The sequence below is a fragment of the Pedobacter polaris genome, from assembly GCF_005116505.1.
Classification (GTDB): Bacteria; Bacteroidota; Bacteroidia; order Sphingobacteriales; family Sphingobacteriaceae; genus Pedobacter; species Pedobacter polaris.
Window position 1 is genome coordinate 381741 of sequence record NZ_SWBR01000002.1, and the last position, 24301, is coordinate 406041.

General features: G+C 34.9%; 14 protein-coding genes. 13 read left to right on the top strand and 1 reads right to left on the bottom strand.

Features of this window, described 5'->3' with window-relative positions:
• Positions 1-84: 84 nt before the first annotated feature.
• The 11 genes from FA048_RS07910 (at position 85) to FA048_RS07960 (ending at position 19231) form a co-directional block, all read left to right on the top strand.
• Positions 85-1497 carry a sialate O-acetylesterase gene (locus FA048_RS07910; RefSeq protein WP_225872511.1) on the top strand — a complete coding sequence of 471 codons (1413 nt, stop codon included), beginning with the start codon at positions 85-87 and terminating at the stop codon, positions 1495-1497.
• A complete protein-coding gene (locus FA048_RS07915; RefSeq protein ID WP_136839696.1) occupies positions 1497-4265 on the top strand; it encodes a glycoside hydrolase family 2 protein in 2769 nt (922 codons plus the stop codon). Before FA048_RS07910 ends, FA048_RS07915 begins: the two co-directional genes overlap by 1 nt.
• 92 nt (positions 4266-4357) lie before the next feature.
• On the top strand, positions 4358-7090 hold the full coding sequence (locus FA048_RS07920; protein WP_169306833.1) for an alpha-L-rhamnosidase: 2733 nt from the start codon (positions 4358-4360) through the stop codon (positions 7088-7090).
• A gap of 99 nt (positions 7091-7189) precedes the next feature.
• Positions 7190-7843, top strand: coding sequence for a DUF3826 domain-containing protein (locus FA048_RS07925; protein ID WP_136839697.1), 654 nt, complete (start codon positions 7190-7192; stop codon positions 7841-7843).
• A 101-nt stretch (positions 7844-7944) separates the two neighbouring features.
• Positions 7945-9081, top strand: coding sequence for a sialidase family protein (locus FA048_RS07930; RefSeq protein ID WP_136839698.1), 1137 nt, complete (start codon positions 7945-7947; stop codon positions 9079-9081).
• A 128-nt stretch (positions 9082-9209) separates the two neighbouring features.
• Positions 9210-10640 carry an acetylxylan esterase gene (locus FA048_RS07935; protein WP_225872512.1) on the top strand — a complete coding sequence of 477 codons (1431 nt, stop codon included), beginning with the start codon at positions 9210-9212 and terminating at the stop codon, positions 10638-10640.
• A 1-nt stretch (position 10641) separates the two neighbouring features.
• Positions 10642-11538: a sugar phosphate isomerase/epimerase family protein gene (locus FA048_RS07940; RefSeq protein WP_136839699.1), complete on the top strand. Its 897-nt coding sequence runs from the start codon at positions 10642-10644 to the stop codon at positions 11536-11538.
• A gap of 1 nt (position 11539) precedes the next feature.
• Entirely contained in the window at positions 11540-14059 is a 2520-nt protein-coding gene (locus tag FA048_RS07945) for a right-handed parallel beta-helix repeat-containing protein (RefSeq protein ID WP_136839700.1), read from the top strand.
• A gap of 67 nt (positions 14060-14126) precedes the next feature.
• Positions 14127-15212 carry a Gfo/Idh/MocA family protein gene (locus tag FA048_RS07950; RefSeq protein WP_136839701.1) on the top strand — a complete coding sequence of 362 codons (1086 nt, stop codon included), beginning with the start codon at positions 14127-14129 and terminating at the stop codon, positions 15210-15212.
• 201 nt (positions 15213-15413) lie between these two features.
• A complete protein-coding gene (locus tag FA048_RS07955; protein ID WP_136839702.1) occupies positions 15414-17003 on the top strand; it encodes a sodium:solute symporter family transporter in 1590 nt (529 codons plus the stop codon).
• 62 nt (positions 17004-17065) lie between these two features.
• The gene (locus tag FA048_RS07960; protein WP_136839703.1) at positions 17066-19231 is read left to right on the top strand and encodes an alpha-L-rhamnosidase-related protein; all 2166 of its coding nucleotides are present in this window, start codon (positions 17066-17068) and stop codon (positions 19229-19231) included.
• Positions 19232-19345: 114 nt separating this feature from the next.
• Here FA048_RS07960 and FA048_RS07965 read toward each other — a convergent pair whose 3' ends face one another.
• The gene (locus tag FA048_RS07965) at positions 19346-20128 is read right to left on the bottom strand and encodes an IclR family transcriptional regulator (RefSeq protein WP_136839704.1); all 783 of its coding nucleotides are present in this window, start codon (positions 20126-20128) and stop codon (positions 19346-19348) included.
• 235 nt (positions 20129-20363) lie between these two features.
• Between FA048_RS07965 and FA048_RS07970 the strand changes: the two genes are divergently transcribed.
• Positions 20364-23120, top strand: coding sequence for a family 78 glycoside hydrolase catalytic domain (locus FA048_RS07970; RefSeq protein WP_136839705.1), 2757 nt, complete (start codon positions 20364-20366; stop codon positions 23118-23120).
• Entirely contained in the window at positions 23117-24229 is a 1113-nt protein-coding gene (locus tag FA048_RS07975; protein WP_136839706.1) for a glycoside hydrolase family protein, read from the top strand. Before FA048_RS07970 ends, FA048_RS07975 begins: the two co-directional genes overlap by 4 nt.
• Positions 24230-24301 lie beyond the last annotated feature (72 nt).

The following is a 24301-nucleotide window of genomic DNA, read 5'->3' on the forward strand; positions in this document are numbered from 1 at the left end:
TTCAGTTTGGAGTTTGCAGTTTTAAAGCGAAACGTCATTGCGAGCTTTCGATTTTTCATCGAAGCGAAGCAATCTTTCCTGCTAATGGTGTTTACGATCTTCTCTTTCTCTGCCAATGCAAAAATCTTATTACCTCAAATTTTAGGAAATGATATGGTTTTACAACGCGATAAACCTATCAATATTTGGGGTTTCGGCGCTGTTAGCGAGAAAGTAACAGTAAACTTTGCTGGACAAACAAAAACAATTGTAACAGATACTAAAGGAAATTGGCTTATTGTCTTAGCTCCTTTAAAAACATCAGCTACGCCGCAAAAAATGACTATTTCTGGAAGTAATAAAATTGAATTGACCAATATTTTGGTAGGAGAAGTTTGGTTGTGTTCTGGTCAATCTAATATGGAATATGCCATGCGGAAGCTAGCTAAAATACCAAAACCAAAAAATGAAAAATTAGGTTTTCCAGCTGATGAAGTTGCAAAAGCAAAAAATAAACAAATCAGGATATTTTTAGTAAATCGTAAAGCTTTAATCAAACCAGATTCAGTTCATAAAAGTTGGGCTATTGCGCAAGATTCTGCTTTAAGAAATTTTTCTGCAGTTGGCTATTTCTTTGCTAAAGAGCTACAAGAAAAATTGGGTATTCCAATTGGTATAATATCATCGGCTGTGCCCGGAAGTGCCATAGAACCTTGGATTTCTAATGAAGCCTTCGCTAATGAACCATTCTTTAAAGGTCAGAAAATAGGTAATGACCCAAGTAAGTTTTATACACCAATGGTTGAACCATTAAACAAATTTGCTTTGCGTGGATTTTTATGGTACCAAGGGGAAACCAATTGCTTTTTAGGCGAAACCATCAGCTATGCTTATAAAATGAAAGCATTAATTACCAGTTGGAGAAAAGCTTGGAATGATGATAAAATGCCTTTTTATTACGTACAAATAGCACCTTACAATTATTCGAAAACCACTGGAAAGGTAATAATGACTTCAGATACTGAACCAGGATTTTGGGAAGCTCAAGCACAATTGTTACGCTTACCAAATACAGGAACGGTAATAACTACAGATTTAAATGATAATCAAGAAGATTTGCACCCAACATATAAATGGGAGATAGGCAGAAGGTTATCACTTTGGGCTTTGGCAAGAACATATCATCAGAAAATTAATTTTTCGGGACCAATTTATAAAAAAAATAGAGTGTATGAGAACTACCTTATACTCTCATTTGAACACATAGGTTTCTTTGTTTCTAAAGAAAGAGACCAATTTGAGGGATTTGAAATAGCAAATAAGGATGGAAAGTTTATAAAGGCTAAGGCATTTCAAAAGGGCAATGAAATAATTGTTTCATCACCAGAAATTGCAAATCCTAAATATGTACGCTACAATTGGACAGAAAATCCTACTGGTAATTTTTATAGTAACGGTTTACCTGCATTACCATTTAGAACTAACAATCCACTAACAAATCAATTTAAAATTAATTAATGAAACGCAGATTTATACTCTTCTTGTGTTTAATAGCTATGTTTTGTACGGCAAGTGCACAGCAAACAGAAAAATTATATCTCTCTGGAACTGGAAACGACAAAACTGTGAATTGGGACTTCTTTGTTACTGGAGGAATGAATGCTAATAAATGGACTACAATCCCTGTTCCTTCTAACTGGGAATTGCATAGCTTCGGTAAGTACAATTATGGTTTCGATAAAGACACTTTAAGAGGCAAAGAACAAGGATTATATAAATACAAATTTAAAGTTCCTGCTGAATGGAAAAGCAAAAAAATTAACATTGTTTTTGAAGGATCGATGACAGATACCGAAGTAAAAATCAATGGCAAATCTACTGGAGCTATACATCAAGGTTCATTCTATGTTTTTAAATATGATATTTCAAAACTGTTAAAATCAGGTGATAATCTTCTTGAAGTTAAGGTCTCTAAGCACTCAGCTAATCAATCAGTTAATGAAGCAGAACGCAAAGCAGATTTCTGGATTTTTGGAGGAATTTTTAGACCAGTTTATTTAGAGGCTTTACCTAAAGCACATATCGAAAGAGTTCAGATTAGCGCGAGTGCTAATGGTTTTTTCGAGACAAACATATTGGCAACTAACGGAGCGGATAAAGTTTCTATTCAATTATATGATAATAATGGAACAGCGTACGGGGATCGTATCGATGCCGATATTAAACATCAAATCAGACTCCAAAGAGAATTTATTAATCCAAAATTATGGTCTACAGAGTTCCCAAATTTATATACAGCTAAGTTTATTTTATATAAAGGAACCCAAATAGTTCATACAATTTCTAAAAAAGTAGGTTTTAGAACCGTTGAAGTAAAAGAGCGTGATGGAGTTTACATTAATGGGGTAAAAATGAAGTTTAAAGGCGTAAATCGTCATTCATTTTATCCTACATCAGGCAGAACTACGAGTAAAGCAATTAGTATAGCTGATGTGAAGCTGATGAAAGAGATGAACATGAACGCAGTTCGTATGGCTCATTATCCTCCAGATGGACACTTTTTAGATGTTTGCGATTCACTGGGTTTATTTGTAATGGATGAATTGGCGGGTTGGCATGGTAATTACGATACAAAAACGGGCACTAAATTGCTTGCAGAAATGATGGAAAACGATGAAAATCATCCATCAATTATATTTTGGGCTAATGGGAACGAAGGTGGCCATAATAGAGAGTTAGATCATTTATTTGCAGAGCAAGATATTCAAAAACGTCCTTTAATTCATCCTTGGGAAGTTTTTGGTGGGTTTGAGACTACTCATTACCGCGATTATAATTATGGTATTGGAAACTATGATTATGGTCATAACATTTTAATGCCAACTGAGTTTTTACATGGAATGTGGGATGGTGGACATGGTGCAGGTTTAGAAGATTATTGGAAAGCAATGTGGAACAATCCATTATCTGCAGGAGGGTTCCTATGGGATTTTGCAGATCAAGGGGTGGTACGAACAGATAAAAATGGTTTTGTTGATACTGATGGAAATCATGGTCCTGATGGAATTGTAGGACCTTATCATGAAAAAGAAGGAAGTTTTTATGCCATAAAAGAAGTTTGGAGTCCAATATTTTTTGAACACAGAGAGCTGGCTGCTGGATTTGATGGCTCGTTTAATGTAGAAAACAGATATGCTTTCACCAATTTAAATCAATGCACTTTCGAATGGAGATTAGAAGAATTGACAAACCCAATTTCAACTTTTGAAAGTGGCACTGCAATCGCACCATCCATTAAACCTTTCGAAAAAGGAACATTAAAGGTTAATTTGCCAGAAGGTTGGAGAAATTATGATGTACTTTATATCACAGCAAAATCTCTTAGTGGCCAAACAATTTTTACTTGGAGTTTCCCAATTACTTTACCAAAAGAAGAGGTGAATAAATTGGTGGTGAAAACTGCAAAATCAAAGGTTACTATTGCAGCTAACGTATTAACTTATGAAGTTTCGGCAAATGGAATTGAAGTTGTATTCGATAAAACTACTGGATTACTGCAGAAAGTTAAAAATGCAAAGGGCGAAATTCCATTTACAAATGGGCCAATTTTACAAGAAGGGGTAAACAACTTCAAGAATTTTACTCAGAAAATAATTGGCGACACTGTAGTCATTTCTTCAACTTTTGAACGAAAAGAGAACTTTAATACATTAGAGTGGACAATTTATCCTTCTGGAATTGTTAAAATGCAGGTTAAATATTTCCCATTAGCTTACTTTACCACATTTGTGGGAATGAATTTCTCTTATCCTGAAACTGAAATGAAAGGAATTGAATATAAAGGAAATGGACCAAATCGTGTTTGGAAGAATAGGATGAAAGGGAATCAGTTTGGGATTTGGAAAAAAAGTTACAACAATTCAGCAACTGGAGAACCACCATTTTTATATCCAGAGTTTAAGGGATATTATTCAAACATGTACTGGTGTAAGTTTATTGGTAGGTCTAATTCTTTTAAAGTTTATACCGACCAAGAAGATATTTTCTTCAGGTTATTTACACCGAAAAAATCAAAAGATACGTCATATGATAACATGAATCCAACTTTTCCAAATGAAGATATTTCATTTATGAACGGGATTTCAGCTATTGGAACTAAAACTCAAAAGCCAGAAACAACTGGTCCGATGGGAATGAAACACGTATTTTATGATTTTGAAAAAGAACCAGCAAGGGCATTAGAAATGACTTTGTATTTTGATTTTAGCACAGAAGATAGGAAATAGAGAATGGAGAATAAGAAATAGACTGGATTCATAGCAATTTCGCTAACTGTTTTGTCTATTTCCCATTTTCTATTCCCACAAATACAAAATATATGAACCTAAAAATATATATCGTACTGCTTGGCATTCTGCTTTTACCATTTCAAAAGATGGTACCGCAGGTGAGCTTGCAAAATACCACTTGCGAAATGCTGGTTAATCCGATGGGTATCGACGTAATGAAACCAAGATTTGCTTGGCATATTATTTCTGCAGAAAGGAATGTAATGCAAACTGCTTATCAAATTCTGGTATCGTCTACACCAGAAAAATTGAATGCTAACGAAGGCGATTTATGGGATTCCGGAAAGATAAATGAAAATGCGTCTATCCAGGTTGCATATAATGGTAAGGAATTAACAAGTCGTTTGCGTTGCTATTGGAAAGTTAAAGTATGGACTAACAATGGACAAAGCGAATGGTCTGCTAATAATTCATTTACAATGGGCTTGCTCTACTATAAGGATTGGCCAAAAGGATGGATTGGATTTGATAGGGCTTTTCCTTGGGATAACACCAAAACAGATTCACGATTATCTGCAAGATATTATAGAAAGGAATTTCAAAGCGCTAAACAAATAAAATATGCAACTGCATCTATCATAGGGTTAGGTCTTTATGAGCTTTATATCAATGGAAAAAAGGTTGGTAATGATGTGTTAAGCCCAACACCAACAGACTATACTAAAAATGTAAAATACAATACCTATGATGTAACTGAATACATCAAAAGTGGTAAAAATGCAGTCGGTGCAATACTTGGAAATGGCCGTTTCTTTGCAATGCGCCAAAATGAGAAGCCTTATAAAATTAAAACATTTGGTTTCCCTAAAATGCTAATGAATATCAATATTGTGTACACCGATGGTACCACTGCAAACATTGATACAGACGATAGTTGGAAAGGTACTACAGATGGACCAATTCGTACCAACAATGAATATGATGGAGAAGAATATGATGCTACAAAAGAATTTCCTGGTTGGAATTCTATTGGTTTTGATGACAGTAAATGGCTAAAAGCAGAATTTGTTCAAGAACCTTCAGGAGTTATCGAAGCCCAAATGAATGAGAATATTAAAGTAATGAATACTTTAAAGCCAATTTCTATCAAAAAACTAAGTAGTGGAAGGTTCATTTTGGACATGGGCCAAAATATGGTAGGTTGGTTACAAATCAAAGTAAAAGGCTCAAAAGGAAAACAAATTAAGCTTCGCTTTGCCGAATCCCTTAAAGAAGACGGTGAACTTTTTACAGCTAATCTTCGCAATGCGAAATGTACTGATTTATATACTTTAAAGGGGAATGAACAAGAAACCTGGGAACCAACATTTGTGTATCGTGGATTTAGATATGTTGAATTATCAGGTTATAGCTATCAACCATCTGTAAATGATTTAATAGGCAAGATGATTTACGATAACATTAAAACCGTTGGCACATTCGAAACTTCAGATGCTTTAACGAATCAGATTTTTAAAAATGCTTGGTGGGGGATTGCTGGTAACTATAAAGGTATTCCAATAGATTGTCCGCAAAGAAATGAGCGACAACCTTGGTTAGGAGATAGAGGTGCGGTAGCTTTTGGCGAAAGTTTTGTTTTTGACAATGGCAGATTTTATACCAAATGGTTACAAGACATCAGAAATTCTCAAAAAGAAGATGGCGCTATTCCGGATGTTGCACCTGCATTTTGGCGTTACTATAGCGATAACATGACTTGGCCAGGTACAATGTTGCTCATCACCGAAATGGTTTATAATCAAACTGGAGATGTGAATGTTGTTAAGGATAATTATCCGGCTATGAAAAAATGGTTGAGCTATATGAAGGATAGGTATATGAAAGACTATATCTTAACTAAAGATAGTTATGGCGATTGGTGTATGCCACCTGTAACCATTGAGGCTGGAAGAGGTAAAAGTGCTGATAAAAAATATCCTTCAGAATTAATTTCTACAGCATATTACTATCACTTCACACAGTTAATGATACAATTTAGTAAAGTGACTGGCAAAAATGGTGATGCAAAGGAATTTGAAATTTTGGGAAATAAAATCGCAGCTGCTTTTCATCAAAAATATTATAATGAAAAGGGCTATTATGCAACCAATGTTTTAACTGATAACATTATTCCACTTTATTTTAAAATGGTGCCAGAAAAACAAGTCGACAAGGTTTTTAAAAATATTGCTTACACTGTTGAAGTAACAAATAAAGGGCATTTGAGTAATGGATTAGTTGGTATTCAATGGTTAATGCGCTGTTTAAACGATTACGGCAGGCCAGATTTAGCTTATACAGTTGCCACTAAAAAAACCTACCCATCTTGGGGATACATGATCGAGAATGGCGCAACAACCATTTGGGAATTATGGAATGGAAATACAGCCGACCCTAAAATGAATTCACAAAATCACGTAATGATGTTAGGCGATTTATTAACCTGGTATTACGAGAACTTGGCAGGAATAAAAGCTGCTTCGCCAGGATTTAAAAAGATAATAATGAAACCCGAAATGATTGTTGGCTTAGATTATGTAAATGCTTCCTATCAATCTGCTTATGGAATGATTAAAAGCAATTGGAAAAAATCTACAAAACAATTTAACTGGGCAATAACTGTTCCGCCAAATACAACTGCTGTAGTTTATTTACCAGCAAACGAAGGTGATGTGGTTGCGGAACAAACGATAAAAGATTTAAAGCTAATTAAGAATGAAAATGGTAGAGCAGTTTACGAAATAGGCTCAGGTGATTACTCATTTATAGTGAAGAAAAAGTAATGTACGTTTTGTCATTCTGAGCCTAGCGAAGAATCTACATTGATGAATTATCAAAGAAATCCTTCCTTCATCAGGATGACAAAATATAAAAAAACAATTATGAAGAAGATAATCATATTCACATTTTTAGCTTTAGCAATTACATTTGCAAAAGCACAAACAGCAGCAAATGCTGACGAAGAGAACAGTAAAAAAGCTGCTGAATGGGTTGCATCCTTAAATTTAAGTGATGCTCAAAAAGAAGCTCGTGTAAAGGACGTTGTGTCTAATCACTTAACAACCATTCGTAATTGGCACAATTCTCACCCAGCTTCAACCGTTCCTGCCGGGATAAATCCAGTTACTGGTAATAAATTAACTGATTTAGATAGAGAGATTATTGCAGATAGTGCAATGCCTGCAACTGTTCACTCAACTTTAATGGATGGCTTAAAGAAAGATTTAACACCAGAACAAGTAGAAGCAATTTTAGATAAGTACACAATTGGCAAAGTTGCTTTTACAATGAATGGTTACAAATCGATCGTTCCAGATTTAACAGCTGATGAAGAAGCAAAAATTCTAGGTTTTTTAAAACAAGCTCGTGAACAAGCAGTTGATTATAAGAACATGAAACAGATCTCTGCAATTTTCGAAATCTATAAAACTAAATCAGAACAGTTTTTAAATAGTAATGGCCGTAATTGGAGAACACTTTATAGCGATTACACCAAAAAAATTAAAGCAGAGAAAGCGGCAAAGGCTAAGCAGTAAGCAGTTTGCAGTTGGGAGTTTTCAGTTTTAGATACCTAGAAAAATCTGTGAAATCAAGTTAAATCTGTGAAATCACACTCTAAGAGAAAGAAAGTAGAATTATGAAACTAAAAAAAACATACATCACATTAAGCCTTGTTTTCGCGATAGCGATAGGAGCAAACGCACAATTAGAAAAATGGCAAAAGGGAATAGTAACACAAGAGTTTTTGTATGATAAAGCACCTTTTCCATCTTGTCACTCAGCAACAATTGTTGAAACTCCAACTGGTTTAGTAGCCTCTTATTTTGGCGGAACAAAAGAACGTCATCCAGATGTTGAAATTTATATCAGTCGTTTTGTTGATGGTAAATGGCTAACCCCAGTATCTGCTGCAAATGGTATTCAGCCAGATGGCAAAAGATTACCAACTTGGAATCCGGTTTTATATCAGGTTCCTGGTGGAGAACTAATCTTGTTCTACAAAATTGGACCAAAACCAGCTGAGTGGTGGGGAATGATGAGAACTTCAAAAGATGGTGGTAAAACTTGGTCTGATGCTACAAAATTACCAGAAGGATATATCGGTCCTGTAAAAAATAAGCCTGTATTGTTAAGTAATGGAAATCTTTTTGCGCCATCTAGCAAGGAAGGCAAAGGTTGGAGAATTCATTTTGAAGTAACAAAAGATAATGGCAAAACTTGGCGTACAATTGGCCCTATTGACAGTAATGGTTTAGATGCCATTCAACCTAGTATTTTGCAACACGGCAATGGAAAACTTCAAATATTAGCAAGAACTAGGAACCGTGCTTTAGCAGAATCTTGGTCAACAGATAATGGAGAAACTTGGTCGCCCATGGCAAAAACCAATTTACCAAACAATAACTCTGGTACAGATGCAGTAACCATGAAAGATGGTAGACACGTTTTAGTGTATAATCACATTCTGCCACCGGGAGAATTAGCAAAAGGACCAAGAACACCTTTAAATGTTTCTATTTCCAAAGACGGTAAACAATGGTATGCAGCTTTAATTTTAGAAGATTCTCCAATTAGCCAATATTCTTATCCTGCCGTAATTCAAACCTCAGATGGTATGCTTCATTTCATCTATACTTGGAGAAGAGAAAAAATTAAACATGTTGTTGTTGACCCCTCTAAATTAAAATTGAAAAAGATAAAAAATGGAACATGGCCAAATATGAAAGGTTACTCAGCTCCAATATTAACCGAAACTAAAAACGAAGAACCGTGAGAAAGGAAATAAATTTTCACAGATTTTACTCGTCATTGCGAGGCTTTTTTTCAAAGCCGAAGCAATCTCCTGCTTCTTATGGTTTTGTAAAGGTTTTACCTTTGCATAAAGGAGATTGCTTCATTTCGATGAAGAATCGAAAACTCGCAATGACGAGCAGGACGGCAAGGTGTTTAGTAGTGGTTATCTTCTACTTATTTTCTATTAATATAGTTTCTGCCCAAAGTGGAAACACAGATAACCAATATAGAAAGCCACTACTACAAGTACTTAAGGATATTGAAACCCGCTTTGGCGTTAAAATCAAATATTCAGATCCACAGGTAAAAGATAAATGGGTTAATTATGCCGATTGGCGTTTTAGAACAAATGTCGATCAAACTTTAGACAATGTCCTTAAACCTTTGGATATGAAGGTGAACAAAGAAAAAGACAAAGTTTATAAACTAAAAGAATATGAATATAATCGTTGGGACGTAAAAGATGGTTGGGCTTATCTAGATACTTTAGCCACCAAATATAACGATGTAGCAAGTTGGGAAAAGCGTAAGGCATTAATCAAACCTCAATTGTACGAGGCTTTATTATTATCTCCCTTGCCTGCAAAACCAAACTCAAAACCAATCATTACTCCTAAAAGAGTTTTTGATGGTTACACCATAGAAAATATTGCTATTGAGATTATGCCAGGTTTATATATCAATGGTTCATTGTACAAACCATTAAACTATAAAGGTAAAATCCCTGTGGTCTTAAGTCCAGACGGGCATTGGGAAAAACAACGTTTCCGTGCCGATTGCCAAACTAGGTGTGCTATGATTGCCAAAATGGGGGCAATGGCTTTTAGCTACGATCTCTTTGCTTGGGGCGAATCAATGCTTCAATTTAAATATGAAGACCATAGAAGAAGTTTAGCACAAACTGTTCAAACTTTGGGAGGCATTAGAATTTTAGACTATTTCACTTCCTTAAAAGAAACAGATACAGCTAGAATAGGCATTAGTGGGGGCTCTGGAGCAGGTAGCCATTCTATTTTAATGACTGCAATGGATGCAAGGATCAAATTAAGTGCACCCGTTGTAGCGATGTCTTCTTATTTTTATGGTGGCTGCCCTTGTGAAAGCGGAATGCCCATTCATTTTTGTGCTGGCGGAACAAATAATGTAGAACTAGCAGCTATGGCAGCTCCAAGACCTCAATTAATCGTTTCTGATGGTGGAGATTGGACAGCAGAAACTCCTCAACACGATTTTCCTTATCTGCAAAAAATGTATGGTTATTATGGATTGAGTAACAAGGTTGAAAATGTTCATTTCCCTACTGAAAAACATGATTTTGGAGTAAATAAGCGTACTGCTTTATATGATTTTTTAATTAAAAATTTTAAGCTAAATGCTACTGCTGTTAAAGATAAAACAGGTAAATACGATGAAAGTAAAGTGACCATCGAACCAGAAACTGCTTTATATGTATTTGGTGATAAAGGGCAAAATTTACCGAAAAATGCTATAATAGGTTTCGAAAGCCTGAAGAAATTATTTCCAAATTTTAAAGATTAAGATGCAAACGCAAGATAGAAGAACATTTATAAATTCATTGGCTTTGTTAACAGGAAGCTTAATGTTACCAAGTGGATTTCTATTTGCAGCAACAAAAAAATCAAAGTATAAGATTGCAGTAATTGATTTGATGATTTTAAAGCGTCAAAAATTAAGTGCTTTGCAATTGGCAAAGGAAATTGGAGCCGATGGTTTGGAGATTGATATGGGAGGTTTGGGAGATAGAGAAACCTTTGACAATAAGTTAGCTGATCCGATAATTAGACAACAATATTTAGATAAAGCTAAAGAATTGAACTTAGAGATTTGCGCTTTAGCCATGACCGGTTTTTATGCCCAATCATTTGCTAAAAGACCAACATATTTAAAAATGATTCAAGATTGCTTGGATACAATGAAAGCAATGAATGTTAAAGTTGGCTTTTTGCCATTAGGTGTTCAGGGGGACTTGGTTAAAAACCCAGAATTACGTCAACCAATTGTTGATCGTTTGAAAATAGTGGGGAAAATGGCTAAAAAAGCTGGGGTTGTTATCGGTATTGAAACTTCCTTAGATGCAAAAGGCGAATTAGAGCTGCTAAAAGAAATTGACTCAAAAGCCATCAAAAGTTATTTCAATTTCTCTAATGCCATTAAGAATGGAAGAGATTTACATCAAGAATTGAGGATTTTGGGTAGAAAAAATATCATACAAATTCACAGTACAAATGAAGATGGCGTTTGGCTAGAAAATGACCCTAAAATTGATCTGATAAAAGTTAAAGAAACCTTAGATGACATGGGATGGTGTGGTTGGTTAGTAATAGAACGTTCAAGAGATGCAAAGCAACCAACAAACGTAAAGTATAATTTTAGTGCAAATACAGCTTATTTAAAAAAGATATTTCAATCTAATTAAAATGAACAGAAAAGGCTTTTTTTATTTGTTTTTACTTTTTAACGTTACAATAACGGTTATTAATGTTGATGCAGCTGATATTTATGTCTCATTAAAAGGTAATGATTTTAATTTAGGGACTAAAGAAAAACCTTTATCAACCCTTCATTCTGCTTTACGAAAGGCAAGGGAATTACGTCGGCTAAATGACCCATCAATAAAAGGAGGAATTAAGATCATCCTAGAAAATGGTGTATATAAATTAAATGAACCACTAATTGTTCACCCAGAAGATTCTGGAACAAAAGATAGTCCAACAGAAATTATTGCCGCTTCAAAGGGCAAGGTAGTTTTAAGCGGGGGGGTAGAATTAGTTGGTTGGAAAAAAGTGGTCGGAAATATCTCAGGACTCCCTAAAAATGCAATAGGAAATGTTTGGAGTGCAAATGTTCCTTCACCAGCAGGCCAAACTTTAGTTTTTAGGCAACTTTGGCTAAATGCGAAAAAAGCAACCAAGGCCAGAGATAAAAATGGTGAAGAGATGAGTAGAATATTGTCTTGGGATTTCAAAAACCAGACTTGTAGAATTCCGCTCCTCAAGAATATACATCCTTCAACAATGGCTGGAATGGAAATGGTCATTCATCAATGGTGGGCAATAGCTAATTTGAGAATTAAATCTGCAAAAACCATTGGTAATGCTATTGAACTAACTTTTATGCAACCAGAAAGTAGAATTCAATCAGAACATCCTTGGCCAGCTCCTTGGATTTCTGAATCAGGAAACTCTGCTTTTTACCTTACCAATTCTATCCAGTTTTTAGATGAGCCAGGAGAATGGTATGAAGATTTATATAACCATAAAGTTTATTATTGGCCTAAAAAAAATGAGCAAATGCAAAATGCAGATGCTGTAGTACCGCATTTAGAAACACTTTTAAAAATTGAAGGAACAATAGACAATCCTGTAGTGTATGTTACTTTTAAAGGTATTTCATTTGAGCATTCTACTTGGTTACGTCCATCAAAAGAGGGACATGTGCCTCATCAAACTGGAATGTATATGCTAGACGCTTATAAACTAGAAATTCCAGGAACTCCTGATAAACAAAGTTTAGAAAACCAAGCTTGGGTTGGAAGACCAGCAGCAGCAGTAGAAGTAAGTTATGCCACTAATACTAATTTTGAAAACTGCAGGTTCGAACATCTAGCTTCAACGGGTTTAGATTATAAAAAAGGCACTAGAGATAATGTGGTAAAGGGAAATCTATTTAAAGATATTGGTGGTTCTGGAATTTTAGTAGGTACTTTTTCTGATGAGGCTGTTGAAGTTCATTTGCCCTATAAACCATCAGATTTAAGAGAGGTTGCCACAGGTAATCGTATTGAAAACAATTTGATAACCGATGTTACTAATGAAGATTGGGGAGCAGTAGGTATTGGTGCAGGTTATGTGAGTGATTTGAAAATTTTGAATAATGAGATTAACGAGGTTTCTTATACAGGGATAAGTGTGGGTTGGGGATGGACAAAATCACAAAATGTGATGAAGAATAATCTCATTAGCGAAAACAAAATCCATCATTATGGTAAAAGAATGTATGATGTTGCCGGAATTTATACACTTTCTGCACAGCCAGGTACACAGATTATCGGCAATGATATAGATTACATTTACGATGCTCCATATGCGCATTTACCAGATCATTGGTTTTATATTTATACCGATGAAGGTTCATCAGGTATTACGCTAAGAAACAATTGGACACCAGCAGAAAAATATCTTCAAAATGCAAATGGGCCCGACAATTTATGGGAAAACAATGGTCCTAAAGTAGCAGAAAGCATTAGGCAAAATGCAGGCTTACAAAAGGAGTTTCATTATTTACTAAAAGATAATTCATCGCCATCACTAACTCAGAAAATTAAGAAAGCAGAAGACAAGCAAGCGCTTTTCGAACTTGTCTTTAAATCAGATGAACTGCCAAATACAAAAGAACTCACAACTTTTGCAAAAGAGAATAACCTTCTTCCATCATCATTTTTCAAATGGAATAACAGGTTGATTATATATACTTCTAGTTTAAAGGTAGAAAGCCTAACACAAACACTAAAGAAGTTTAAAGCAAATGAGATTAAGCTTTACGATGATATGTTTTATGATTTCAATCGTAAAAAAATATGTGGGGTAGAACCAGCAAAGGAGTGGGATCATGTCATTTTATCTGCCAACTTGGTTGACGATCAAAAACTGCAAAAAGAATATTTAAACTATCATAAAACACAATTCGAAAAGTGGCCAGAACTTTCTAAGGGATTTTGTAATGCAGATTTTCAGCAGTTGGTTATTTTTAGAAATGGTAGACAATTAATGTTAATCATTAGCATTCCGAAAGGAGCAGATTTAGATAAATTAAATCCAAAAACAACCGAAAATAATCCTCGTGTAAATGAATGGAATGCTTTAATGAAAAAATATCAAGAAGGAATAGAAGGAACGAAAAAAGATGAAGTTTGGGTTTTCTTTAAAAAGATAAATTAGGCAGTATGTTGTCCCCCTTTGGAGGGGGTTGGGGGGAGGAAATAAAAAATATTAATAATTATAACTAATGTTAAAACTAGGGATTTTAGGTTTAGGGGAAGGTAGAAGTACAATTTCAGCAGCATTGGCAAGCTCAGCATATGAGCTGATTACAATCTGTGATGCTAATGAAGAAATCTGCAGACTCAGAGCTAAGGAGTTCGATTTTCATCATTATACTACCAATTATCAGCAGATGTTAGATGATAAAAACATTGATGTAATCGCTATTTACACACCCGATCATTTACATGCTGAACACATTAAACAAGCTTTGCTTCACGGTAAGCACGTTGTTTGTACCAAACCTTTTATTGATGATTTAGCTAAGGCTAACGAACTGTTGGTACTTGGTAACCAATCTGGAAAGAAAGTTTTCGTTGGACAAAGTTCTCGTTTTTTTGAACCTGCAAAACGCCAGAGAAAAGATTTTGAAGAGGGCTTAATTGGAGAACTAATTACCATAGAAGCGCAATATCATGCTGATCATCGTTGGTTTTTAGAAAAAGGTTGGTCGTTAAAACAATCATTTAAATGGTTGTATGGTGGCTTAAGTCATCCAACAGATTTTATTCGTTGGTACTTGCCAAATATTGAAGAGGTAATGGGTTATGGAATGTTAAGTAGCAATGGCAGCAAAGCAGGATTGAAAAATCAAGATACAATGCATTTCATTTTTAAAGCTAAAGATGGAAGAATTGCTCGTGTAAGTGGTGCTTATACTGGTCCCACACAACCCGCAAGTAGAGATAGCGGAATGAGTACAATTTTAAGGTGTACTGAGGGAGCAAGCCAAGCAGATTACCACGAATTACGATATGCTGTTACAGATAAAAGTGGCGAGGAAAAAATCATTACTTGGGGTGATGCGACTTTAAAACATTATTTCCGTTTTGAAGGGCAAAGTCACCATGCTGGTGAGTACCAAAATTACCTAGAATACTTTGCTGATAGTATTAAAAACGATACAGTTGCTTACCCAGATTTAAAAGAAGGAATTGGTACAGTTGCTCTATTACAAGCAATGGACAGGTCCTTGGAAACTGGTTTGCCAGTAAAGATTGATGATATTTTAAAGGAATATAACATTTCGAAAGAGGAGATAGGACTATAGTAAGTTCGTCATTGCGAGTCCCGATTTTTCATCGGGCGAAGCAATCTTTTTAGCAGGAAAGATTGCTTTGTCGCTCCTCCTCGCAATGACGAAAAGAATAAATGATTTGATTGGTGAGGACACCAACCAAGGAACCAAGTCGAAATGACAAAGTGTAAACTAAATCGTGAAATCAAATAAATCTGTGTAATCAAATATAATATGAACAACATTGTAGAACGTTTAACGGCTTTAGATTACATCATTGTAGTTGCTTACCTCGTTATTTTAGTTATCATAGGTTATCGAGCTAGTTTTTCTAAAAAGAAGAATGCAGATGAGAACTTATTTCTAGCCGATAAATCTTTAAATTGGAGTAGCATTGGATTCAACATGTGGGGTACTAATGTTGGCCCCTCTATGTTAGTTGCATTTGCAAGCATCGGCTATGCCACAGGTATTGTTGCCGTAAATTTCGAGTGGTATGCTTTTATTTTCCTATTTCTATTGGCAATTGTTTTTGCACCTAAGTATTTAGCGGCAAATGTGAGTACAATGCCAGAGTTTATGGGAAACAGATATGGAGATTCTACTCAAAATATTTTAGCTTGGTATGCATTAATCAAAATCTTAATTTCTTGGTTATCACTTGGTTTGTTTGCTGGTGGCGTTTTAGTTCGGCAAATTTTAGGGATCCCTATGTGGCAATCTGTTACTGTATTGGTCGCTTTTGCTGGCTTGTTTGCCTTTTTTGGTGGATTGAAGGCCATTGCCAAAGTGAATGTTTTTCAAATGATTTTACTGATTTGCGTTTCACTAGCCCTAACTTATTTAGGCTTAGAAAAAGTTGGCGGAATTGCAGCTTTATATGAACGTACGCCAAAACATTTTTGGAATTTAGCGCAACCAGCAAGCGATCCTCAATATCCTTGGTATGCTATTTTATTAGGTTATCCAGTTTCTGCAGTAGCATTTTTCTGTACAGACCAATCAATGGTGCAATCTGTTTTAGGGGCAAAAAACTTAGAACAAGGGCAATTAGGCGTAAGTTTTATTGGTTGGCTTAAAATATTATCGTTGCCACTTTTTATCATTACAGGCATACTGTGTTATGTTTTGTATCCAGGTCTAGAAAATCCTGATATGGCTTACATGACTATGGTAACCAACTTATTTCCCCCCGGAATGAACGGATTAGTTATAGTTGTGCTTATTGCTGTTTTGGTTGGTACTATAGGCTCTTGCTTAAATTCTTTAAGTACCGTTTTTACTATGGATGTGTATGTGAAAAAGATTAATCCCAAAGCAACCAATAAAGAAATCATTAAGGTTGGTAGATTAACGGTTATTGCAGGGTGTATTTTTGCCATTTTAGTGGCTTTAGCAATAGATAATATCAAAGGTCTTAAATTATTCGATGTGTTTCAAGCCGTGCTAGGTTTTATCGCTCCACCATTATCAGTTGTGTTTTTGTCTACTGTCATTTGGAAAAGAACAACAAAGAAAGCCGTTAATTTCACACTTTCAATTGGCTCAGCCATCAGTTTGGGCATTGGTGTTTGTTACCTGTGGGTATTTCCTTCTTCAAAGTATGATTTTTGGCCACATTATATGGTTTTGTCTTTCCTAATCTTTGCTTTTCTAACTGTATTAGCTGTTGTTATTTCTCTTGCAGATACTTCACCATCAGTTTATAAAATAAATGAAATACACCAAGCAAATATTGAGAAACCTACGCGTAGGGTTTGGATTTCTTTTGGAGCCTTGGCAATAATAATGGTAGCACTTTACATTTTCTTTAACGGACATTAAAACATCTCGTCATTGCGAGGCACGAAGCAATCTTAAGCGGTTTATATATTAAAAAAAATAATATGAAAAATTTAAAAAAAATAGTACTTCTAATAATTTTAAGTTGTTTAACGTTTCCAATTTTTGCTCAAAAAGCAAGTTGGATTTGGTATCCAGGCGATTTTGATATTTACATGAGCAATGTAATGCAAAATCGTAGAACAGAAAGAGGTTCCTTCTTCCCAGTGTTCTGGAAAATGGATAGTCATTTTGTTTTAGTAGATTTTCATAAAGAATTTAACCTGTCATCACCCGAAGAAGTTAAACTCTATGTAGAAGGAACTTACAATGTTAAGATTGATGGACAGGCAATAACAGGTTTCCCAAAATCTATTACCATTCCTGCTGGAAAGCACAAATTGAGCTTAAAAGTTTACGGAACGGATAAAGTTCCAGCAATTTTTGTACAAGGTAAAACTGTGGTTTCTGATGATACTTGGTTAACCACTTTTGAAGACAAAGAGTGGATTGACGCAAGCGGAAAAACTTCAGATAAATCTGGAACTACTTTCGTTAATGCAGGAACTTGGAATTTAACTGACCCATTAACACCACCATCAAAATTCAAGTTGCCAACAGTGCCAATGTTTGCAGGTAAAACAGACAAAGTAAACAAAGGCTTCGTTTCAGATTTTGGTAAGGAAACTTTTGGTTTTATTAAGGTTCACGGGCTCAAAGGAAAAGGGAAATTGAATATCTATTATGGCGAATCTAAAGAAGAGGCTTTGTCGGTTGATAAATGTGAAACTTTAGATTTATTGGAACTTGATTTATCAAGAAAAACTGATTCAATAATGATACTTTCTAAGGCATTTAGATATGTAAATGTTCAGCCAGAAGGTTCAGTATCTCTTGATTCCGTTTCAATGCTATATGAATATTCGCCTGTAGCTGAACGTGGAAGTTTTAAAAGTTCGGATATTGAATTGAATAAGATTTATGACGTAGCTAAATACACTTTTCAATTAAATACAAGAGAATTTTTTATTGATGGAATTAAACGTGACAGATGGGTATGGAGTGGAGATGCTTATCAAAGCTATCTAATGAATTATTATTCGTTTTTTGATGCATCTACTGTAAAAAGAACTTTATGGGCACAACGAGGAAAAGATCCAGTTACAGCTCATATAAACACCATTATGGATTATTCATTTTATTGGTTTTTAGGTATATATGATTATTATCAGTACGCCGGAGATAAGAAATTTGTAGAAGATATTTATCCAAGAATGAAAACATTAATGACTTATATTGATGGTCGTAAAAACAAAAATGGTTTATTAGAATGGATGCCTGGAGACTGGATTTTTATAGATTGGGCAGATAAATTAAGTAAAGATGGCGAAGTTAGTTTTGAGCAATTATTATATTGCCGAAGCTTAGAAACGATGGCCTTATGTGCTAAATTAGCAAATGACAATGCAAGTGCTGCGCTCTACACCAAACAAGCAGCCGACTTAAAAGCTAAAATATTTGCTTTGTATTGGAACCCAACCAAAAAAGCTTTAGTTCATAGCCGCATCAATGGAAAACAGACTGATAATGTAACGCGTTACGCCAATATGTTCGGTATTTTCTTCGATTATTTTACGCCAGCACAAAAATTAGCAGTAAAAAAGAATGTATTATTAAACGATAAAGTTGCCAAAATCACTACACCTTATATGCGTTTTTATGAACTGGAAGCACTTTGTGCGATGGGAGAGCAACCTTATGTTTTAAAAGAAATGAAAAATTATTGGGGTGGAATGTTAAAGTTAGGAGCAACTTCATTTTGGGAAGAATACAATCCTGATAAGAAAGACACGGAACATTTAGCAATGTATGGTCGTCCCTATGGAAAAAGTTTGTGCCACGCTTGGGGTGCTAGTCCAATTTATTTATTAGGTAAGTATTATTTAGGAGTTAAACCTACATCTGCTGCATATCAAACTTATGTTATTGAACCAAATTTAGGTGGTTTAGAATGGATGGAAGGCAAAGTGCCAACCAATAATGGAGAAATTGCTATTTCGGTAAGTGAAAAAGAAATAAAGGTTAAAGCAGCAGAGGGTGTTGGTAAATTGAGATTTAAAAGTGTTACTAAACCAAGTGTAAACGACGCAGAAGTAAAAGAAATTTCAAAAGGTTTATACGAAGTAACGATACAAAAAGGAGTAGAGTATTTGGTGAAGTACGAAGGGTAAAAAGGCTTCGTCATTCCCGTGAAAACGGGAATCGTAAAGCGCTGAAAAGGTATTGTTATTTTCCTATCGCATTACGATTGCCAGTCAAGCTGGCAATGACGACACTATTAAGGGTTACAACCCTAAAACACCAATCCTTTGTTCAATTTTTTTAACACATTTATTAGCTTCGGCTAATATCTCATCGTTCTTTATATTCTTGTTAATGTTTAAAGTGCTTAACATTGAGATGGTTAAACATGCTATAATGCCATTTGTGCTGTGTTTTCCTATTGGGAGAGAAATATCTGAAACACCTTCGGCCAAATCACTGGGTTTAAAATATGCTCCAGTTTCTTTGATGTTAGCTAAAGAAGCTAAAAATTCATCTCTTTTAGGTTTTGGATATTTCTTATAAATTGGATTAACTTTTAAAACTGTGGCTCGCTCTGTTTCATTCATATAAGCCAGTAAAACTTTGCCAGAAGCAGTTAAAGGCAAAGGGAAAAGATTTCCCTCTTCTATAGATAAAGCAATTGGTCCGGGACTTTTAGCGTGAATTATTACCATTACTTGGTTCATGTATAAAATACTCAAATGGCAAGATTGTCTAACTATACCAGCTAACTCTTCCAATGGAAATTGTGCAGCTTTTCTAAGTTCATCTACTGGAGAATGCCTGTGTGAAAGATAAAAAAGCTTTAAAGATAATCGGTATTTGCCCGAAACTTCATCTCTTAAAATGTAACCTCTACTCTCGAGACTCATTAACATTCTGTAAATTTCATTTGGAGTTTTATCAATTCCTAGTGCAATTTCAGACTGAGAAAGGGGAATGGATTGTGCTGAAAGGTATTCTAATATATCAAGACCCTTATCGAGAGCAGGTGCCTGATATTTTGATTCGTTTTCGTTCATCGTACCGATTTAATATAATGCTTACTTTTTCAAACATACAAAATGCTTTCTAATTTATGATTTAACAAGTAGTAATTTTTTAACGAGAATAACTTTCATATTTAAAAAAAACATTTATATTTGAATACAAGAGTATTTTAAGCCTAAGTAAAAGTAACCAATTATAAACTGATACCTTTTGTATCACATTACAACTAAAATATTAGCAATAAACAATGGCTAATGTATTTATAGAATGAACAAAGTTTTAACAATTTTCTTGCTCTATTTTATTTCACTCCCAAGTTATGGACAGCGACTAAAAGTTGTTGATTTAACCTGCGAGTACAGAACAGAACCTATTGGCATTGATGTTGTTTATCCTTCTTTAAGTTGGAAATCTACTTCTTCAGAAAGAAATGTCTACCAAACTGCTTATCAAATCTTAGTTTCAGATAATCTTCAATCATTAAACAAGAATATTGGAAATGTTTGGGATTCAAAAAAGATAACTTCTAATCAGTCCATTCAATTGAAGTATAAGGGGCTAAAGCTTATAGCAACCAAAAAATATTATTGGAAAGTTAAAATTTGGGCTTATAATAGCATAGCTGTTTGGAGCAAGACCGCCTTTTGGCAAATGGGGCTTTTAACTGTAAATGATTGGAAAGGAGCACAGTGGATTGCTTATGATAAAATTGCAGATTCAAATAAAAACACCCTTCCTGTAGACGGAAAGAAAGATACTTTCAAGGAGAATAACATCTTGCCGATGTTTCGCAAAAGTTTTAGCGTAGCAAAGCCGATAAAAAAAGCAACCGTTTTTATTTCTGGTTTGGGTCATTTTGAAATGAGTTTAAACGGACAAAAAGTTGGTGATCATTTTTTAGATCCAGGATGGGCAAAATATGATAAAGAGGCTTTATACGTAACTTTTGATTTGACAAAACAGCTAAAATCTGGCGAAAATGTTATGGGTGTAATGTTAGGCAATGGTTTTTATTACGTTCCACCAATAAGTTCAAGGTACAGGAAACTTAAATCTGCTTTTGGTTATCCAAAAATGATTTGCCGATTGGCAATAGAATATGTTGATGGCACAACTTCAAATATTATTTCTAATCCATCTTGGAAAACTACTCCATCTCCAATTACTTTTTCAAGTATTTATGGGGGTGAGGACTATAATGCCAACTTAGAACAAAAAGGATGGGATTTACCAAAATTCGATGATAGTAAGTGGAAAGCAGCTTTGCTAGTTGATGGACCAAAATTGAACGCCCAGAAAGAAGAGCCAGTAAAAGTATTTGAAAACTTTAATGCAAAAACAATTCAGTCTGTTGCAAATGGCGAATGGGTTTATGATTTAGGTCAAAATTCATCAGCTATTATTGAGTTAAAAGTTCGTGGTAAAAAAGGAGATACTATTCGAATTACGCCAGCTGAACTATTAAAAACCGATGGTTCAGTTACACAACGCAATATTGGTGGACCATCATACTTCACTTATATCTTAAAAGGCGATGGCTTAGAAACTTGGCGACCAAGATTTATGTACACTGGTTTTCGTTATTTACAGGTTAAAGGTGGTATTCCTGCCGGAAAAGAAAATCCATCAAATAAAGCTGTTGTTGAAGATTTAAAAGGACTTCACATCCGCAATGCGGCAACAGCTGTTGGAAGTTTTAACAGCTCAAATGATTTGTTCAATAAAACATTTAGTTTGATAGATTGGTCTATTAAAAGTAATATGGTAAGTGTATTTACCGATTGTCCACACAGAGAAAAGTTAGGTTGGTTAGAGCAATTACACCTAATGGGAAGTTCCGTTAGTTACAATTATGACGTTGCACCCTTGTTTAAAAAAGCTTTACGGGATATGCAAAATTCGCAAACAGTAGATGGTTTAATTCCTGAAATTGCGCCAGAATATGTAAAGTTTGAGTGGGGTGGTGATATGTTTCGTGATTCACCAGAATGGGGAAGTAGTGGTATTTTAATGCCTTGGTATTTGTATCAATGGTATGGCGATAAACAAACAATGATAGATTACTATCCAATGATGCAACGCTACGCCAACTATTTAAAAACAAAAGCAAACAATCATATTTTAGCTCAGGGCCTTGGTGATTGGTATGATTTAGGTCCAAATCCTCCTGGAGTTTCTCAATTAACACCAATGGGTGTTACAGGAACAGCCATTTATTATCACGATTTAATTATACTAGAAAAAATTGCCAACCTCATCGGGAAACCTCAGGATGCGATTACTTACAAAAGCCTTGCATCACAAGTTAGAAAAGCATTTAATACTAAATTCTTTAATGCCAGCACTAAGCAATACGCAACTGGAAGCCAAGCTGCAAATGCAATGGCAGTTTATATGGAATTGGTTGAACCACAATACAAACAAGCAGTTGTAGATAATATCATTAAAGATATCAGGAACAGAAATAACAGCCTTACTGCCGGTGATATCGGTTATCGTTATTTATTAAGAGTTCTAGAAAACGAAGGTAGGTCTGATGTAATATTTGATATGAATAATCGCTCTGATGTGCCCGGTTATGGAATGCAAATTGCAAAAGGTGCAACCGCATTAACAGAAAGCTGGGCTGCATTACCCACTGTTTCTAACAATCATTTCATGTTAGGTCATTTAATGGAATGGTTTTATAGTGGCGTTGGTGGCATTAGGCAAGAGGAAGGCTCAATCGCTTGGAACAAGATTAAAATATATCCAGAAATTGTTGGCGATTTAACATCTGCAAATACAAGCTACAATTCTCCTTATGGTGTAATTGCTACGAATTGGCGTAAATCATCTACAAGTTTTGAGTTAGACGTAAACATACCTGCAAATACCTCGGCTACAATATATTTACCTGCAAAAATATCTCAAAGTATAATTAATGAAGGAGTTGGGAAATTCAATATCCTCAATTATGATGGAGATAGAGCAAAAATTGCAGTTGGTTCAGGAGTTTACAAATTTAAAGTTCAGAACAAATGAGAAAGATAAGTCTATTTATTTTCCTCTTTGTTTGCGCATTAAACGTAGATGCTCAAAAATACAATCCTGTTTCTCAAATAGAAATGGAGAAGATTTATCAAGAAGTAAGAACACCTTACAAATACGGTTTAGTGTTAGTTCCTAATGATGAGCAGCATAAAATGGATTGTCCTACTATCTTTCGAAAAGGAAAGTTTTGGTATATGACTTATCTGATTTACAGCGGAAGGGGTTATGAAACTTGGCTGGCAAAAAGTAAGGATTTATTGAACTGGGAAAATCTTGGAAAACAAATGTCGTTTGGTGATGCAGGCAGCTGGGATGACAATCAAAAAGCTGGTTACAATGCTTTAATAAACACCAAGTGGAATGGAAATTATAAGCTAGGTAAATTCGATGGCAAATATTGGATGTCTTATTTCGGTGGTAAAGAAAAAGGTTATGAAACAGAACCTTTGTCAATCGGAATGGCTTATGTAAAAAGCAATCCTTGGGTTGCACAAGAATGGACAAGATTAGAAAAGCCAGTTTTAACTTCAGCAGATGCCGATGTAAGATGGTGGGAGAATAGAAATAAACTGTTTAAAAGCTCGATAATTGAAGATAAAAAGAAGTTAACCGGGCATCAGTTTGTAATGTATTACAATGCAGTTGGAGATTCATTGGTAAACAATAAAAAAACAAGGTGGTACGAGCGTATCGGGATGGCTGTTTCTGATGATATGTTGAACTGGAAAAGATTTCAAAAAGATCCAGTGGTTCATCACCCAGTTGGGATAACAGGAGACGGTGTGATCCAGAAAATAGATAATACTTGGGTAATGTTCTATTTCGGTGCTTTTTGGGAAGACAGAAAAGGGGCATTTAACCGTTTTGCGGCATCAAATGATCTAGTGAACTGGACAGATTGGAATGGTGGTAATTTAATCGAGTCATCAGAAAAATATGATGAATTGTATGCACATAAATCATTTGTTTTAAAGTATAAAGGAGTTGTTTATCATTTCTATTGTGCAGTAAATAAGAAAGACCAACGAGGAATTGCAGTAGCAACCTCAAAAGATTTAGGGAAAAGTAAAGTGAATTTTGTAAACGAAAACAAGAACTAAGAATGTTAGGGTTAAATATAAAATATAAGTTTTTTATCTTTTTGCTTAGCGCAACGTTAGCATCAAGTTATT